15 protein-coding genes are annotated in these 16,331 nt (G+C 59.3%); 6 read left to right on the forward strand and 9 right to left on the reverse strand.

Going from position 1 to position 16,331, the window contains the following annotated elements:
• Positions 1–110: 110 nt before the first annotated feature.
• From RYB09_RS26220 to RYB09_RS26235, 4 genes are all read right to left on the reverse strand, one after another.
• Entirely contained in the window at positions 111–413 is a 303-nt protein-coding gene (locus RYB09_RS26220) for a hypothetical protein (RefSeq protein ID WP_058400127.1), read from the reverse strand.
• Positions 414–605: 192 nt separating this feature from the next.
• A complete protein-coding gene (locus RYB09_RS26225) occupies positions 606–1,943 on the reverse strand; it encodes a DEAD/DEAH box helicase (protein ID WP_002554408.1) in 1,338 nt (445 codons plus the stop codon).
• Between the two features lie 168 nt (positions 1,944–2,111).
• The gene (locus tag RYB09_RS26230) at positions 2,112–3,347 is read right to left on the reverse strand and encodes an ATP-binding protein (RefSeq protein WP_193600944.1); all 1,236 of its coding nucleotides are present in this window, start codon (positions 3,345–3,347) and stop codon (positions 2,112–2,114) included.
• An 11-nt stretch (positions 3,348–3,358) separates the two neighbouring features.
• The gene (locus tag RYB09_RS26235) at positions 3,359–4,048 is read right to left on the reverse strand and encodes a response regulator transcription factor (RefSeq protein ID WP_122258312.1); all 690 of its coding nucleotides are present in this window, start codon (positions 4,046–4,048) and stop codon (positions 3,359–3,361) included.
• Positions 4,049–4,264: 216 nt separating this feature from the next.
• Between RYB09_RS26235 and bamA the strand changes: the two genes are divergently transcribed.
• From bamA to RYB09_RS26255, 4 genes are all read left to right on the forward strand, one after another.
• Positions 4,265–6,637, forward strand: a complete 2,373-nt coding sequence (gene bamA, locus RYB09_RS26240; RefSeq protein WP_122258311.1) for an outer membrane protein assembly factor BamA — start codon at positions 4,265–4,267, stop codon at positions 6,635–6,637.
• 119 nt (positions 6,638–6,756) lie between these two features.
• On the forward strand, positions 6,757–7,170 hold the full coding sequence (locus RYB09_RS26245; RefSeq protein ID WP_122258310.1) for a hypothetical protein: 414 nt from the start codon (positions 6,757–6,759) through the stop codon (positions 7,168–7,170).
• Between the two features lie 87 nt (positions 7,171–7,257).
• Positions 7,258–8,190, forward strand: a complete 933-nt coding sequence (locus RYB09_RS26250) for an NAD(P)-dependent alcohol dehydrogenase (RefSeq protein ID WP_122258309.1) — start codon at positions 7,258–7,260, stop codon at positions 8,188–8,190.
• 2 nt (positions 8,191–8,192) lie between these two features.
• Complete coding sequence (locus tag RYB09_RS26255; RefSeq protein WP_058408505.1) at positions 8,193–8,897, forward strand: helix-turn-helix transcriptional regulator; 705 nt, start codon at positions 8,193–8,195, stop codon at positions 8,895–8,897.
• A 62-nt stretch (positions 8,898–8,959) separates the two neighbouring features.
• Here RYB09_RS26255 and RYB09_RS26260 read toward each other — a convergent pair whose 3' ends face one another.
• The 4 genes from RYB09_RS26260 to RYB09_RS26275 all read right to left on the reverse strand — a co-directional run bounded on the left by RYB09_RS26260 (position 8,960) and on the right by RYB09_RS26275 (position 12,797).
• Positions 8,960–9,865, reverse strand: coding sequence for an NADP-dependent oxidoreductase (locus tag RYB09_RS26260; protein WP_122280389.1), 906 nt, complete (start codon positions 9,863–9,865; stop codon positions 8,960–8,962).
• A 50-nt stretch (positions 9,866–9,915) separates the two neighbouring features.
• A complete protein-coding gene (locus tag RYB09_RS26265; RefSeq protein WP_122258307.1) occupies positions 9,916–10,284 on the reverse strand; it encodes an antibiotic biosynthesis monooxygenase family protein in 369 nt (122 codons plus the stop codon).
• A 225-nt stretch (positions 10,285–10,509) separates the two neighbouring features.
• On the reverse strand, positions 10,510–11,538 hold the full coding sequence (locus tag RYB09_RS26270; protein ID WP_316890869.1) for an alpha/beta hydrolase: 1,029 nt from the start codon (positions 11,536–11,538) through the stop codon (positions 10,510–10,512).
• Positions 11,535–12,797 carry an MFS transporter gene (locus tag RYB09_RS26275; RefSeq protein ID WP_316890871.1) on the reverse strand — a complete coding sequence of 421 codons (1,263 nt, stop codon included), beginning with the start codon at positions 12,795–12,797 and terminating at the stop codon, positions 11,535–11,537. The genes RYB09_RS26270 and RYB09_RS26275 overlap by 4 nt, the downstream gene beginning before the upstream one ends.
• 106 nt (positions 12,798–12,903) lie before the next feature.
• Here RYB09_RS26275 and RYB09_RS26280 point away from each other — a divergent pair, with 106 nt between their 5' ends.
• Entirely contained in the window at positions 12,904–13,797 is an 894-nt protein-coding gene (locus RYB09_RS26280) for a LysR family transcriptional regulator (RefSeq protein WP_058400117.1), read from the forward strand.
• A 15-nt stretch (positions 13,798–13,812) separates the two neighbouring features.
• On the opposite strand, the gene RYB09_RS26285 is transcribed toward RYB09_RS26280, so the two are convergent.
• Positions 13,813–14,925, reverse strand: coding sequence for an XAC2610-related protein (locus tag RYB09_RS26285; protein ID WP_058400116.1), 1,113 nt, complete (start codon positions 14,923–14,925; stop codon positions 13,813–13,815).
• A 159-nt stretch (positions 14,926–15,084) separates the two neighbouring features.
• Between RYB09_RS26285 and RYB09_RS26290 the strand changes: the two genes are divergently transcribed.
• Positions 15,085–16,331 (forward strand): mechanosensitive ion channel family protein (locus tag RYB09_RS26290; protein WP_316890875.1); only part of this gene is annotated, 1,247 nt, incomplete at its 3' end.

The raw sequence follows: 16,331 nt of genomic DNA on the forward strand, positions 1-16,331 counted from the left end.
CCCACCATCGCGCCCACGCCCTCCTGCTATCGTGCCCATGCTCCGCGTGGGCATGCCTTTCCGGACGCTCTGCGTCCGGTGTTGAATCGGCACGCAGAGCATCTCGGGTATCAGGCAATCTGTGGCTTTTTAGCGATGGTGTCGAAGAGCGCGGGGTCAAGCGGGTCGCCTGCCTGCTCATTCAGTACCTGCCGTGGGTGATCATTTCCCGGAATGCTGCTGTCGATCAAAGAAAGCAGGCTTGCGCCGCGCTTCGTCAGCATGTAACTCGAGCCATCACCGCCCTCCTCGCCAGGACGAGGTTCGACGAAGCCGCGATTAAGCAGTGTCTCAAACTCAGTGGCTGTCGATTTGGTGCCGTCGTTCTGCACTTCGTGCAACAAACGCTCGATAAGGTCCCAGTTGTAAGTCATTTTTCTAAACCTCCGTCCAGCATGGATTGATCGCCCATGACATCCAGCCACAGGCATACGACTCAGAAAATGTGACCTGCGGGGTTTGTCGCGGTTCAGAGAAGCTGCCGGAAGGTATAACGGGGGCTGTCTGCACGGGTCAGACTGAGGAGAAGCTGACCGCTCCCGCCTGCGCGGGAGCGATCATTGCAATCACTCGGCAGCAGGAGCCGGGGTGCTGCGTTTTTTCAGCGGAGCCATGCCGTCCTGGCTGACCAGATCGGACTTGGGACGGTTGACCGTCTTGCGCTTGGTCGGCCCCTTGGCCGCTGTCTTTTTCTTGTCGCCCTTGGCGTCGGTCTTTTTCTTCTTCACGCCTACAGCCTTGCCGGAAGCCTTGACCTTCTTCGGCCCGCCGTAGGTGCCTTTGACTTCCTTGATGACACGACGCTCAAAGCTCTGCTTGAGGTAGCGCTCGACGCTCGACATCAGGTTCCAGTCGCCATGACAGATCAGCGAGATCGCCAGACCATCGCTGCCCGCACGGCCGGTACGGCCGACGCGGTGGACGTAATCGTCACCGCTGCGTGGCATGTCGAAGTTGATCACCATGTCCAGACCTTCAACATCAAGACCGCGAGCCGCCACATCGGTCGCGACCATGATCTTGGCACCGCCCTGCTTCAGACGGTCGATGGCCGCCTTGCGGTCCTTCTGGTCCTTGTCGCCGTGCAGCACGAACGCCTTGTATTCCAGCGCCACCAGACGGCCATACAGACGGTCGGCCATAGCCTTGGTATTGGTGAAGATAATGGCTTTCTGGTAGGTCTCGTTGGCCAGCAGCCAGTTCAGCACCTGCTCTTTGTGCACGTTGTGGTCGGCGGTGATGATCTGGTGGCGTGTGCCGGAAGCCAGCTCACTGACGCTGTTCACTTGCAGATGCTGCGGATCCTTGAGCACCTTGCCGATCATTTCACGCAGGCCGGCACCACCGGTGGTTGCGGAGAACAGCATGGTCTGCTCGCGACCGGCACATTCGCCTGCCAGACGCTCGACGTCTTCAGAGAAGCCCATGTCCAGCATGCGGTCGGCTTCGTCCAGCACCAGCACTTCAACGTGCTTGAGGTCCAGGTTGCCAGCGTTCAGTTGCTCCAGCAGACGCCCCGGCGTGCCGATCAGAATGTCCGGCACCTTGCGCAGCATCGCGGCCTGAACCTTGAAGTCCTCACCACCAGTGATCAAACCGGCCTTGACGAAAGTGAACTGCGAGAAGCGCTCGACTTCCTTGAGCGTCTGCTGAGCCAGCTCGCGGGTAGGAAGCAGGATTACCGCACGGATATCGACACGGACCTTGGCCGGGCCGATCAGGCGGTTGAGGATCGGCAGCACAAATGCCGCGGTCTTGCCGCTACCGGTTTGCGCTGTCACCCGCAGGTCACGCCCTTGCAGTGCGAGCGGAATGGCGGCCGCCTGCACAGGCGTAGGCTCGACAAATTTAAGCTCGGCCACAGCTTTAAGCAGGCGTTCGTGCAGGGCGAATTCGGAAAACACGGGTGCTACCTCGACGAAAAACAAAAATACAGCCGCATAGCGTAACGGTTTCGAGCGCCGGGGCCGAGTTTCTTTACCAACAAAGGTCGATTTTGTTTATGAATTGCCCGGAGAAGCACCGCCGCAAGCAGCACATTCGAACCGCTGAAGGTGATCAACCAGCACGCCTCAGCACACCGGCAGCACAATATCCACCACCAACCCACCGCCAGGCCGATTGCGTGCGGCGATCTGCCCGCCGTGCATTTCGATAGCCCGCAGGGCGATGGCCAGGCCCAGACCAAAGCCCTGCGCGGCATTCTCCGGACCGCGCTCGAAGGGCTGAAAAATACGTTGCAGGCAATCGGCATCCACACCCGGCCCCTGATCAATGACATTGACCGTCAAGCCCGGCGGCTGCGCCTGAACATTGGCGACCACCACCACATCAGTGCCCACCGCCGTGTGGCGAACCGCATTACGGATCACGTTTTCGAAGGCCCGGTAAAGCAATTCGCTGTCGATTTGTGCCACAAAAGGTTCGGGGGCCTGCAGCCTGACCCGACACTGCTTCAGTCCGGCCTCGAATTCGGCATCTTCGACGATGGCTGCCAGCAGACTGATGACATCGACCTGGTCGCGGGTCAGGCTTTCGACATCGCTCTGCATGCGCGCCAGGGTCAGCAATTCTTCGATCAGCGAGTCCATTCGCTCCGATTCGCGCTCAATGCGTTCGAGCATGTCCAGTTGCGTCGGTGCCTGGCGCAGCAGGCCGATGGCGGCACTCATGCGCGTCAGCGGCGAACGCAGCTCATGGGAAATGTCATGCAATAGTTGCTGTTGAGAGTCGGCCATGACTTTGAGCTGATTGGCCATACGGTCGCAGTCCTCGGCCAGATCAACGATTTCATCGCGCCGTCGGCCCATATCGGGTTTCACCCTGGTGTCGAAGCGACCTCTGGCGACCTTGCCCATCGCCTCACGCAACTTAATCAGCGGTGCCACCAGATAAGCACTGAGGAACCAGCTGAACAGCGCACTCATGATGGTGCCGGTGATCAGCGGGTTAAGGTGGGAAGGCCGGTCTTCGTGGTTGGGTCGCTGGGTGGCCCTGATGTTTACAACTGCGCCTTCCCGCGTGTGCACGGCCAGTTCGAAACGGGGGTTATCTACCGGCTTGCCCGCCAGCAACCGGCCCTTTTCATCGTACAGCCCGACCCGGTCCTGCCCGTCAGGCTGCCAGGCATCGAGTAACGCCTGCCCTGCGGGAATGCCCGACTGCTGAAGCATGCGCACTTCGTTGTCGAACACGGTGCTGAAAGAGGGATCACCCGGTCCCGACCGGGACAGCATGAACAAGCCCGCACCGACCATGAAGGTCATACTGGTCGCCAGCCAGAACGCCAGAAACAGCTTCCAGAACAACCGGCTCGGTCTCATGGCGTGATCAACATATAGCCCAGATTGCGCACGCTCTGTATCCAGCTCTGGTTATCGTTGCGCGGCCCGAGTTTGTGGCGAATGCTGCTGATGTGCACATCGATGCTGCGATCGTAGCGGGCCAGCGGCCGCCCCAGTGCGTTCATTGACAGGTTCTGCTTACTGACCAGTTGCCCGGCATGACGCGCCAGCTCCTCCAGCAGGCAGAACTCGTTGCCGGTCAGCTCCAGCGTGACGCCCTGCCAGCGTGCTTCACGTTTGCCCGGCCAGAGCGTCAGTTCACCGGCCTGAATCACCTCCCTGACCGTCTCGACCACCGGCACCGCCCTCACCCTGCGCATGATCGCCCGCAGGCGCGCCACCAGTTCGCCCGGTGAACTGGGCTTGGGCACGTAATCGTCAGCGCCCAGTTCCAGCCCGGAAATACGATCGATATTGTCGCCACGGGCCGTCAGCAGAATCACCGGCACCTGGCTTTGCGCACGGATGCGCCGAAGCACTTCGATCCCGGATAGGCGCGGCATCATGATGTCCAGCACGACAATGTCGTGACGGCCGGACAAGGCTTCAACCTCGCCCTCTTCAGCGCTGTTGGTGCAGGTCACGTCGAAGCTTTCACGGGTCAGGTACTGGCTGAGCATTTCCGTCAGCTCCCGATCATCGTCGACAAGCAATACGCGAGTCATGGCAGGCCCTTGATTGGTGGTTGGCGATTATCCCGGCGGCGCTGCAGCGTGTCAGCCAGGCCTGATGATCTTTACCTAACCTTACACCGCGTTAACCGTCCCCAACATGCCCTCCCCCTATGCTGCGCAGCCAACAGCGCCCGCCGGACCGGCCCTTTCTGGCGTGTCATCGGCAGCGCTCAAATGCCTTTGTCGCCGCTTTCTGGAAAGGGTTTGATGATTTCTTCGCGTCTGCTTCTCTCGTTCTGCCTGTTATTCAGCGTCCCGCTGGTACATGCCGACACTTTTTCCATCTCGGACATCCGCGTCAACGGCCTGCAACGGGTGTCTGCCGGCAGCGTATTCGCTGCGCTGCCGCTCAATGTCGGCGATCAGGCCGATGAACAGCGTCTGGCCGACGCGTCGCGCTCACTGTTCAAGACCGGTTTCTTTCAAGACATCAACATTGCCCGCGACGGCAACGTGCTGGTGATCAATGTCGTCGAACGCCCGTCCATCGCCAGCATCGAGATTATCGGCAACAAGGCAATCAGCACCGACGACCTGATGAAAGGGCTGAAGCAGTCGGGCCTCAGTGAAGGTGAAATCTTCCAGCGCGCTACCCTGGAAGGCGTGCGCAATGAACTGCAACGTCAATACGTCTCTCAAGGCCGCTATAGTGCCTCAGTCGATACCGAAGCGTTACCTGCGCCGCGCAACCGCATCGCGCTGAAAATAACCATTGATGAAGGCACCGTGGCGTCTATCCAGCACATCAATGTGGTCGGCAATACGGTGTTTTCAGATGAGGAGCTGGCCGACCAGTTTCAGCTCAAGACCAGTAACTGGCTGTCGTTTTTCAAGAACGATGACAAGTACGCCCGCGAAAAACTTTCCGGCGACCTGGAACGACTGCGCTCCTGGTACCTGGACCGCGGCTACATCAACATGGATATCAACTCGACGCAGGTGTCGCTGACGCCTGACAAGAAAGGCGTGTTCATTACCGTCAACATCACCGAAGGCGACCGGTATACGGTGGGCAGCGTCAAGCTGGGCGGTGACCTGAAAGTGCCGAAGGACCAGCTCGAACAACTGATTCTGGTCAAACCGGGCCAGGTGTTTTCACGCAAGGTCATGACTGACACCACCAACCTGATCACCCGTCGTCTGGGCAACGATGGCTACACATTCGCCAACGTCAATGGCGTGCCGAAAGCCAACGATGCCGACCATACCGTAGACATCAGCTTTATGGTCGACCCCGGCAAGCGGGCCTACGCAAACCGCATCAACTTTCGCGGCAATACCAAGACTGCCGATGAGGTGCTGCGTCGTGAAATGCGTCAGATGGAAGGCGGCTGGGCCTCGACCTACCTGATCGACCAGTCGAAGGTGCGCCTGGAGCGTCTCGGTTTCTTCAAGGAAGTGAACGTCGAAACGCCTGCTGTGCCGGGCACCGACGACCAGGTGGACATCAACTACGCCGTCGAAGAACAGGCCTCAGGCAACATCACCGCCAGCGTAGGCTTCTCGCAAAGCGCCGGGCTGATACTCGGCGGCTCCATCTCGCAGAACAACATCCTCGGCACCGGCAACTTCGCCAGCCTTGGCATGACTCGCTCCGAGTATCAGACCAAGTACAACTTCGCGTTCACCAACCCGTACTTCACGCCTGACGGGGTGAGCCTGGGCTACAACGTTTTTTACAACGCCACTGATTACAGCAAGTATTACGATGACAGCGACGAGGTCTCCTACTACTCGCTCAACAGCGTCGGTGCGGGGGTCAACCTCGGCTATCCGATCAGCGAAACCTCGCGCCTGACCTACGGTTTGTCGATCCAGCACGACACCCTCGACCCCGGCAGCTACAGCGCCGACGAGATCTATGACTTCATCGAGCGTGAGGGTGATGCGTTCACCAACCTCAAGGCCAGCGTCGGCTGGTCGGAATCGACCCTCAACAAAGGCGTGCTGGCCACTCGCGGTCACTCACAAAGCCTGACCCTGACCAGCACCGTGCCGGGCAGTGACCTGCAGTTCTACAAACTCGACTACAACGGCCAGACCTTCCTGCCGCTCAGCGACACCACCTCGCTGCGCCTGCATACCAAACTGGGCTACGGCAATGGTTACGGCGACACCGATGGCCTACCGTTCTACGAAAACTATACGGCGGGCGGCCAGGCCACGGTACGCGGCTTCAAGGACGGCACGCTGGGACCACGCAATACCCCGGCCACCGGCACCTACGCCAGTCAGGGGCAAATCTACTATTCCGACCGCGACACCGAAGCGCTGGGCGGCAACATCCTGATCACCGGCGGCATGGAATACCTGTTCCCGATGCCCTTCGTCAAAGACCAGAAATCCCTGCGCACCTCGCTGTTCTGGGACTTCGGCACGGTTTACGCGGACAAGTGCTACCTGACCACCACGCAGAACTGCGGCAACATCAATATCGACCAGATGGCCAGTTCGGTCGGCGTCGGCGTGACCTGGTACTCGCCGCTCGGCCCCCTGAGCTTCGACCTCGCCGTGCCGATCAAAAAGCCCGAAGACGCCGAGACCCAAGTGTTCCAGTTCTCGCTGGGCCAGACCTTTTGAGGCGGACCTTTTACAGCATGAACAAGGCGGTCTTTACCCAGCATTACCTGGCCCGGACCGCGCTTTACATCCCGTCGTTGAATACTGCCTGCACTACTCATCAGGTCAGGAGTCGTTACATGAGCCGCGAAGTCAGGCAGATCACCCCCGATGTGCAGGAAATCATCCAGCACGCCCTGCGCACCCTGCTGGGCAAAGGTTTCGTCATCGCACTGTTCGGCAGCGAAGACGCCACCGGGGCGATGCACTACCACCTGCGCATCGACCACGACGCAACAGGTCTGGGCATCGAGCATCACGACAACGTCGAAGACGGTTTCATCGACGACATCTTTCTGCTGGCCACACGCATGAAAGCCATGCTCAAACAACGTGAAACTCTGAATCGCATGCACGGCGGCAGCCAGGCTACGAGTCAGGTGCGGATGCTGACCTGGATCATCGAAAACAGCAGCCATTCGGTGCTGCAAACGGCCGAGGACGCAGGGCGTGAATGCATGAACGCGTTGCGGGGGCGTCGCATGGCGGGGTGATACAGGCTGCTCCGGCTAATCATGGTGACAAAAACTGTCCCTGTCGCTGTGTACTGTCATCTCCACACTCACCGGGGGAGATGACTGATGCAGCGGATTCAATACAGCAAATACGGGGGGCCGGAGTTGATGCGGCTCGATAATTTCGAGTTGTCCGCGCCCGGAAAAGGCGAGGTGGCTGTACAGGTCAGGTTTGCGGCTATTAATCCAATCGACTGGAAACTGCGCAACGGGATGATGAAGATCGTCACGGGCAACGCGTTTCCCCGGGCGATGGGCATGGACTTCTCGGGTACCGTCATCACGGTTGGCGCGGATGTCACTCGGCTCAAGGTCGGCGATGCGGTGCTGGGGCTTGCACGTTTCAAGGAAAGCGGCGCATTTGGTCAGGCTGTCGTGACAAAAGAAACGTTTTTGGCTAAAAAACCCGAGTCGCTCTCTTTCGAAGATGCAGCCTGCATCGGCACGCCGGGCATCACCGCCTGGAATGGGCTGATCGACAAAGCGAAGCTGCAGGCAGGCCAGCATGTGTTCATCAACGGCTGCTCGGGAGCGGTCGGCGAAGCAGCGGTGCAGATCGCGCGTTACTTCGGCGCTACGGTTTCAGGCAGTTGCAGTGCCGGGGATTTCGACCGGGCGAAGGCGCTGGGCGTGCTGAATGTTTACGACTATAGAACCACCCACGTATCGGCTATTCCCGCACGTTTCGACGTGGTGTACGACACCGCCGCCACGCTGACGGTATCGGAAGGCGTTGAGATGCTACGACCGGGCGGGGTGTTTCTGGACCTGAATCCTGGCCCCGGCAAGTTCATACGCGCCCTCTTCGATCGCAGGCTCAAGCCCATCATAGGTTCGCCACGCGTCGAGATTCTGGATAAGCTGGCCGAAGCCGCCAGCAGGGGCACCTTCAAGATCCCGGTGGGTGAAGTGGTTCCCTTGAGCAGCGCAATCACACTGATCAACGAACTTGAGAAAGGTCGCAAGCTCGGTGGCAAAGGTGTTATCGCGATGGAGTAGGCATGGCCAGAAGTCATCGTTTGTTTGAATTGATGCAAGCGCTTCGTCGGCATCGCAGAACGGTATCAGGCGCGTCTCTTGCGCAGGAACTGGGCGTTTCTCTGCGCACCATCCGCCGCGACGTTGCGACCCTGCAAGGCATGGGTGCTGATATCGACGGCGAGCCGGGCCTGGGGTACATCCTCAAGCCCGGTTTTCTATTGCCTCCATTGTCGTTCACGGAGGAAGAAGTGCAGGCGCTGATGATCGGCGCGCAGTGGGTCAGTCGCCAGACAGACGACAAGTTCGCCTTCGCCGTAAAAAATGCCCTGGCCAAAATTAGCGCCGTGTTGCCTGTGGAGATGCGCCCGACACTGGAAGACGAAACGTTCTACATCAGCAAACCGCTCAGCGTTGCAACGACCATCGACCTGAGTGAGATCCGCCGTGCGCTGCGCGACCAGTGCAAGCTGAGCATCACGCTTTCGATAGAGCACGCGCCCAAGGACCCGCAGATCATCTGGCCGATCATGCTCGGCTTCATCGAGTCCAGGCGTCATTTGGCGGTCTGGTGTGAGGGCGACAGCCGTTACCGGGTGATCGACATGGATGACATCGCGCAGGCGCACGTGCTGACTGAACGCTACACGCGCAACCGCCGCCAACTTATCAAAGAGTGGCGAGCACTGGAGATTCTGCCGTGCAACGTCCGGGGCGAGACCTGCTGATACAAGCAGCCGCCCTCGCAATCTTCGCCCCGCCAGACACAGGCCGCGACCCGGTGTTTTGATCAAGCCAGCGTAATGACGAGCTTGCCGGTCACGCGCCCGGCGGCGCTGATCGCTTGAGCATTGGCAACTTCCCCGAGCGAAAAGGTTTGCTCGATACGCAGATCAAGCGCTCCCACCTCATACAAGTGCGCCGCTTCTTTAAATGCCCGCTCGGGATGGTCGAGCGATTTCGCGGAGAAAACCACGCCATGCTGCGGGGCCGACACATCAGAAATGGACACGACCCGGCTGGCATCACCGACAATGGCAACCAGTTCAGGCACGCTGCCAGCTCCGGCCAGGTCCAGCGCGGCATTGACGCCGTTGGGTGCCAAGGCCTGGACTCTGGCGGCAAGGCCGGGTTCGTAGGTGGTCGGCACAGCGCCCAGGCTGCGAAGGTACTCATGCTTGGGAGCACTCGCCGTACCGATCACGATGGCACCGCGATGCAGTGCCATCTGGATGGCGGCAGACCCGACACCACCTGCCGCGCCCGTTATCAGGAGTGTTTCGCCAGCTTTGATATTGACGTGATCGAGGATGCGGGTCGCAGTTTCAACAATGACAGGCAAACCACCTGCCACCTCGATTGGCATGTTGCGCGGCACAGACGCCCAACTTCTCAGGACTGCCTGTTCCGCCAAAGTATTTCGTCCGTAGCCAAAAACGACGTCACCGACTGCAAATCCTGAAACACCCTCACCGACCTCATCAATGATGCCTGCCGCCTCTGAGCCAACCCCGGCGGGAAAGGTAACGGGCATGAAGTCATGAACATACCCCGCGCGTATTTTCCAATCGATGGGATTGACACCGACCGCCTGCACTTTAATGCGCACCTCACCCGGCCCAGCGTGCGGAGGGTCTATGTCGACGATCTTCAATACATCGGTGCCACCATATTCGTTGAACTGAACGGCTTTCATAAGTATTCCTCTTACTGCGTCAATAACTGTCGGGAGTGGAATTCCCGTCGTTAGGCTGTGCATAAATTCGCTACAGCGACTTTTTGAAACAGATGCGGGCGAAATACCGCCGATGGCGGATGGGCCTTGGTGATCTCGCGGAAGTCGGGGTGTTTGAAAGCGGTGCGCCAGGACTGCGCAGACTCGAACACTGCGTAGTTGAGATACGTTGGGCTGTCTCCCAGCGCGCGATGCAGCTGCGTCGAGATGAAGCCAGGCTGTTTTTTCATGAACGCAGCGTCAGTTGCCCACGCGATGAGAAAGGCTGCTTCGTCCTCAGCTGACATAGTGCAGACGTTGATTAATACGATGGGGGCAGCATCGATTCCCATCTGTTGGCTTAATGGAAACGACGGATCAAGCGGCTCAACACTGGACATGGTGATCTCCTCAATCAGCTACTGATTCAATTGCCAAGGCAACAACAGTCTCCGCTGCATCAAGCGCTCATCAAGGGCTTTGCCTTGTCCGTGCCATGTTAAGTGGGGAGAGGGACAGTTTCTGTCACCAGGGTGCAGTGGCGGTCAGATTTGAAGTCGCAAAAGGCTGACGACGAAAAAGACCCTGCTGTTGCAGGGCCTTTTGAAGTATTCAGGACGGGCTGATTACTTCAGGTTTTTCTTGAAGAACTCACCCAGCTTGTCGAACGGGATGAGATCGACTCGATCATAAAGGTCCACATGCCCCGCGCCCGGTACGATAATCAGTTGCTTGGGCTGACCGGCCAGTTTGTAGGCCTCTTCGCTGAACTCCAGAGAGTGCGCAGCCGAACCGGCAATGAACAGCATCGGGCGTGGCGATATCGTCTCGATGTCGTTGAACGGATAGAAGTTCATGAACTTGACGTTGCTGGTCAGCGTCGGGTGAGTGGTCAGTTCGGGGGACTGGCCTTCGGGCGTGAACTCGCCCCGTGGCGTGCGATAGAAATCATAGAACTCGCGTTCGATCGGCCCGGATGTGTCAGTCAGTTTGTGTACGGTGCCGCTGGTGTAGGCCGTATCACCGCCGCTGTATTCCACGTCGCGCTGCAGTGCCGCCTGCTCGATGATCTTCTTGCGCTGCGCCAGCGTCTGCGAATGTTTCAGGCAATTGCGATTGGCGGCCCCCATGTCGTACATGCTGACGGTGGCGATAGCTTTCATGCGCGGGTCGATCTTCGCGGCACTGATGACAAAGCTGCCACTGCCGCAGATGCCCAGAACCCCGATGCGATTCTTGTCCACAAAGGTCTGGGTGCCGAGAAAGTCCACTGCGGCGCTGAAGTCTTCGGCGTATAGATCGGGTGAAACGGCGTTACGCGGCTGGCCTTCGCTCCCGCCCCAGAACGACAAATCCAGCGACAAGGTGATAAACCCCTGCTCTGCCAGTTTCTGCGCGTACAGATTGGCGCTTTGCTCCTTCACCGCCCCCATCGGATGGCCGACGATGATTGCCGGAGCTTTAACGTTCGGGTTCGAGCCTTTGGGTATAAACAGGTTGCCCGCGACTTTTATCTTGTACTGGTTGTTGAACAGCACTTTTTGCGCAACGACCTTGTCGCTTGTGTAGAAATTATCGGCACCGTGAGACATGTCTGCTCCTGTCGCAGCGTATGAGCTGATTAAAAGCCCAAGCATCAAAAGAATCTTTTTCATGGCGTGTTACCTCGTTGAGAAATTGACCCGCGTTTATCTGCCCGGCCCTGACCGGTGTTGCTTTCCTGCAGAGACGCGTTGTCTCGCGCCGTCCAGGCCAGCGCGGCCGAACACGCCAGTAACACGCCACCGAATGCGAACGGGCTCCACCAACCGAGGCTGTCGAACAGCGCGCCGCCGATGCCGGCACCGGCGGTGATCGCCAATTGAATGGTCGCCACCATCAGGCCGCCGCCTGACTCGGCATCGTCGGGTAGCGTGCGGCTCAACCACAGGCCCCAGGCGACCGGCGCAGGTGTGGCAATCAGCCCCCAGACGGCAAGCACAATGGCGACGGACTGAGGTGAATGGCCTAGGCCGGTCAGCGCCACGGCCAGCACCGCCATCAGCAACGGAATGGCGATCAGGCAGGCATACAGGCCTGTGTGCAGCAGCCTGCCGATCAGGTAGGTGCTGACCAGCCCGCTGGCCCCCAGCGCCAAAAGCATCAGGGACAACGTGTTGACGCTGACCCCGGTGATCTCTTCCAGAAACGGGCGCAGGTAGGTGAAGACGGCGAACTGGCCCATGAACAGCAACAGGATCGCGCTCATGCCGACGGCCACTTGCGGGTTACGCAGCAGGCGGAACGGATTGCGTGCCCGGTTGTGCGGCTGGCTGCGCATGGCCGGCAGGCTCAGCCACTGCCAAGCAAACGCCAGCGCCGCGAGCGGGATGACCAGGAAAAACGCCCCGCGCCAACCGATGTACTGGCCCATGAAGCTGCCCAATGGCGCGGCGACCGTCGCCGCCAGCGCATTACCGCCGTTGATCAGTGCAAGGCCCTTGGAAACAGACTCTTCGGGCACCAGCTTCATTACGGTCGCCGTCGACATCGACCAGAAACCGCCAATGGCAATCCCGAGCAACGCACGGCCCGCCATGAACAACCAGCCGCTGGAGGCCAGCGTGACGATCACCCCGGACACCAGCAGCAACAGGCTGAAGCCCAGCAGGACAGGCTTGCGATCCAGATGCCCGGTCAGCGGCGTGTTCAGCAGACTGGTCAGCACGGCAAAAAAGCCGGAGATCGAAATCGCCTGCCCTGCCCGCCCCTGGCTGATACCGAGGTCCTGCGCGATGGGTGTCAGCAGGCTGACCGGCATAAACTCCGACGCAATCAGCACCATCACACACAGCGCCATCGAAAACACGGCGCCCCAGGCTGGCGGATGAGTGGTTATTTCGGACTGCTTCAGGGTTGAATCAAATGCTTGCATGCGTCCTGACCTGGCGACGTTAAAAATGAGTCGGCACAGGTTAGGGCAAAGGTATTAGGATGATTAGACACCACTATTTATACGCGCTTGTGAGAAGGATTCAGTAATGAGCACACCCAAACTCAATGACCTGCAAGCCTTCCTAGAGGTGGCACGCGATCAGAGCTTTACCAAGGCGGCCACCAAGCTGGGCGTTACGCCTTCAGCCCTGAGCCACACCCTGCGCGGCCTTGAAGAGCGCATGGGCCTGCGCCTGCTGGCGAGAACCACCCGCAACGTGGCCCCGACCGAGGCTGGCGAACGGCTGATGCGCTCGATCGGGCCGCTGCTGGATCAAATTGCCGCAGAAGTTGAAGTGCTGGGCGAACTGCGCGACAAGCCCGCCGGCACCATTCGCATTACCTGCTCCGATGACGCCGCCGAAGGCATTATCCGGCCCATGCTTGCAGGGTTTCTCGCGCAATACCCGGATATCCAGATCGAGATCTGCATCGACTACGGCTTCACCAATATTGTCAGCGAACGTTTCGATGCAGGCATCCGTCTGGGTGAATCCATCAGCAAGGACATGATCGCCGTGCGGCTTGGGCCTGACTGGCGCTTGTCAGTGGTCGGCTCGCCGGCCTACTTCGAGCGACATCCCGTCCCGCTGCAGCCTCAGGACCTGACTCAACACACCTGCATCAACATCCGCCACTCGCCGAACGGCAGCTGCTATGCCTGGGAGTTCGAGAAGGACAGCCGCAAGCTCAACCTACGGGTCAACGGGCAATTTACGTCGAACAGCATGATCCATGTGCTCAACGCCGCACTGGACGGCGTGGGCCTGGCCTACGTGCCGGACTCCATGGCCGAGCCGCACATCGCCAGCGGCCGCCTGAAAGAAGTGCTGGTCGACTGGAGCCCTTACTTCGAAGGTTTTCACTTGTACTACCCGAACCGGCGACAGGCGTCGCCGGCATTCAGCGCGTTTGTTGAGGCGGTGAGGTATCGGGGCTAGCACCCCGCCGCCTGATTACTGCGCGGCTTTCAACGCATCCGCGACCTTGTTCAGCGAACCTTGAGCAGGCTCGGCAAGCAGTTTCAGCTCGGTGGTCTTGCCACGCACCACCACTTGCATGGCGGTGGGCGCACCCTTTGCGTCACCCACGATCCGGTAAGCGGTGTCGCCGCGCACGAAGCTCACTACGTGACTGGCAGCGTCGTACTTCAGTTGCTCACCTTCAGCCTGGGGAAACAGCAGCCCGACCTGATTCTTGCTGTCCACGGCCGCGTAGAAGACCGGGCTTGCGTCCCCTGAGCGGAACAACACAATGCGCTTGCCGGACGGCGCAAGCCTGAACGACAGGAGAATCTCACGCTGCTGGTCTTCCTCCCAGACGATGCTGGTGGTGTGCGTCATCTTGCCATTCTGGTTGCGACTGACTGTTTCAGTCGGCAGCCCCGACCCGCCGGTGTGTTCAATGACTGTTTGCGTCTCCAGAACCGGCTCACCGTTATGGATGCCGTAAGTGGACATCTGGTGCCAGCAACAACCACTTTTGGTCATGGTCTCGATCTTGTGGGCTTTCTCATCCACGCTGAACAGACCGCAGTTGTTTTGCGCCAGTTCGGTGAACGAATCGCTGTGCAGAAAACCATCGGCCGTGCCGAGAAAGACCTGATACGAGGGGCCGTGATAGCAGCTGTTCTGCCCGTCCATCAAGGCCAGGTCCTTAATGCCATCGAAGTTGAAATCCTGATAGATCAGTACGCTCTGTTCGCCATAGGGCAACTCATGCACGTTGGTTTTGACCTTGCCGGTTTTGGGGTCAGTGCCGAGCACCAGTTCATCGGACTGCACGCGGATCAAGGCCGCACCGCTGGCCTTGTCGTACACGTTGATGACGCCGGGACGAAACACATCGTCTTTGGCGGAAATATCCAGCGTCGCACGGTATTTATCGGAAAAGTCCTGCAGGGCATAGTTCTCCCGCGGACCGCCCGCAAAGCCTGCTGCATCCATTTCACCGTAGGTCGGTAACGCACCAGCGGCACTCACCAGTGTCGACGAGGCCAGACCGACCAGTACCAACAAGGCCTGCAAACCAAGGCGTGACGCACAGCGTTGAACGATGGATAGGTGCAAGACGCAACTCCTTTGATAATGAGCGACGAGTCTACTTCAGCAATCGATACAATTTGAAATCATTGCCCGACGTGCACTTCGTGCTCACGGGCCGCCCCGTCCGACCCGGTAAATGTTCTAATCACGCCCCCCTCTTCGCTCAACGGGCCCGATGCTTTTATGGATATTCACTCGCTTTGGCTCAAGACCCAGGAAATCTGGGACATGCTCGATCAGCACCCGTGGGTACGCACCGGGCTGGCGCTGATCCTGTTGCTGACCGCCGCACTGGTGCTTGGCCGCGTGGCGCGCTTTCTGGTGCTGTACGCCGTCAAGATGCTCGGCCGTCAGCCGTCCCTGCACTGGGTCAACGACTTCCGCCACAACAAGGTCTTTCACCGACTGGCGCAGATGGTGCCGTCACTGGTCATTCAGTTCGGCCTCACGCTGGTCCCGGGCCTGAGCACTGCGGGCCGCAACGTGATCGGCAACATCGCCATGGCGTTCACCATCCTGTTCATGACATTAGCCATCGGCACCCTGCTCAATGCCCTGCTGGACATCTACGCGCGCACCGAACACGCCCGCACGCGCTCCATCAAGGGTTACGTGCAACTGTCGAAGATGATCCTTTACGTCTTCGCCGGGATCATCATCGTCGCCACCCTGATCGACCGTTCGCCCCTGCTACTGCTGTCCGGCCTTGGCGCCATGTCGGCGGTCATCCTGTTGGTCTATAAGGACACCCTGCTCTCCTTCGTCGCCAGTGTGCAGCTGACCAGCAACGACATGCTGCGCGTCGGCGACTGGATCGAAATGCCACAAGTGGGCGCAGACGGCGACGTGGTGGACATCACCCTGCACACCGTCAAGGTGCAAAATTTCGACAAAACCATCGTCTCCATCCCGACCTGGCGCCTGATGTCCGAGTCGTTCCGCAACTGGCGCGGCATGCAGCAATCAGGCGGACGGCGCATCAAACGCAGCCTGTTCATCGACGCCAGCGGCGTGCGCTTCGTGCGCGACGATGAAGAACAACAACTGATGCAAATCCACCTGCTCACCGACTACATCGGCCGCAAACAGGCCGAATTACTGGCTTGGAACCAGGCACAAGGCAACGTCGCACAAATGTCCGCCAACCGCCGACGCATGACCAACATCGGCACCTTCCGCGCCTACGCCATGGCGTACCTGAAAAGCCACGTCGACATCAATCCAGGCATGACCTGCATGGTTCGTCAGCTCGAACCCACCTCACAAGGCATTCCGCTGGAAATCTACTGCTTCACCCGCACCACGGTGTGGGTGGAGTACGAGCGGATACAGGGGGATATTTTTGATTATCTGATTACGGTGATGCCGGAGTTCGGGTTGAGCTTGTATCAGCAGCCTAGTGGGGCGGATATGCGGGTGGGGTTACGGGG

It is taken from the genome of Pseudomonas syringae group sp. J254-4, from assembly GCF_032586855.1.
In the GTDB taxonomy this organism is placed as follows: domain Bacteria; phylum Pseudomonadota; class Gammaproteobacteria; order Pseudomonadales; family Pseudomonadaceae; genus Aquipseudomonas; species Aquipseudomonas amygdali.

Excerpts from the sequence above, each read along its gene's own strand:
- RYB09_RS26220 (WP_058400127.1), bottom strand. The coding sequence starts at position 413 with ATGACTTACAACTGGGACCTTATCGAGCGTTTGTTGCACGAAGTGCAG.
- RYB09_RS26235 (WP_122258312.1), bottom strand. The coding sequence starts at position 4,048 with ATGACTCGCGTATTGCTTGTCGACGATGATCGGGAGCTGACGGAAATG.
- bamA (WP_122258311.1), top strand. The coding sequence starts at position 4,265 with ATGATTTCTTCGCGTCTGCTTCTCTCGTTCTGCCTGTTATTCAGCGTC.
- RYB09_RS26245 (WP_122258310.1), top strand. The coding sequence starts at position 6,757 with ATGAGCCGCGAAGTCAGGCAGATCACCCCCGATGTGCAGGAAATCATC.
- RYB09_RS26250 (WP_122258309.1), top strand. The coding sequence starts at position 7,258 with ATGCAGCGGATTCAATACAGCAAATACGGGGGGCCGGAGTTGATGCGG.
- RYB09_RS26255 (WP_058408505.1), top strand. The coding sequence starts at position 8,193 with ATGGCCAGAAGTCATCGTTTGTTTGAATTGATGCAAGCGCTTCGTCGG.
- RYB09_RS26260 (WP_122280389.1), bottom strand. The coding sequence starts at position 9,865 with ATGAAAGCCGTTCAGTTCAACGAATATGGTGGCACCGATGTATTGAAG.
- RYB09_RS26265 (WP_122258307.1), bottom strand. The coding sequence starts at position 10,284 with ATGTCCAGTGTTGAGCCGCTTGATCCGTCGTTTCCATTAAGCCAACAG.
- RYB09_RS26270 (WP_316890869.1), bottom strand. The coding sequence starts at position 11,538 with ATGAAAAAGATTCTTTTGATGCTTGGGCTTTTAATCAGCTCATACGCT.
- RYB09_RS26275 (WP_316890871.1), bottom strand. The coding sequence starts at position 12,797 with ATGCAAGCATTTGATTCAACCCTGAAGCAGTCCGAAATAACCACTCAT.
- RYB09_RS26280 (WP_058400117.1), top strand. The coding sequence starts at position 12,904 with ATGAGCACACCCAAACTCAATGACCTGCAAGCCTTCCTAGAGGTGGCA.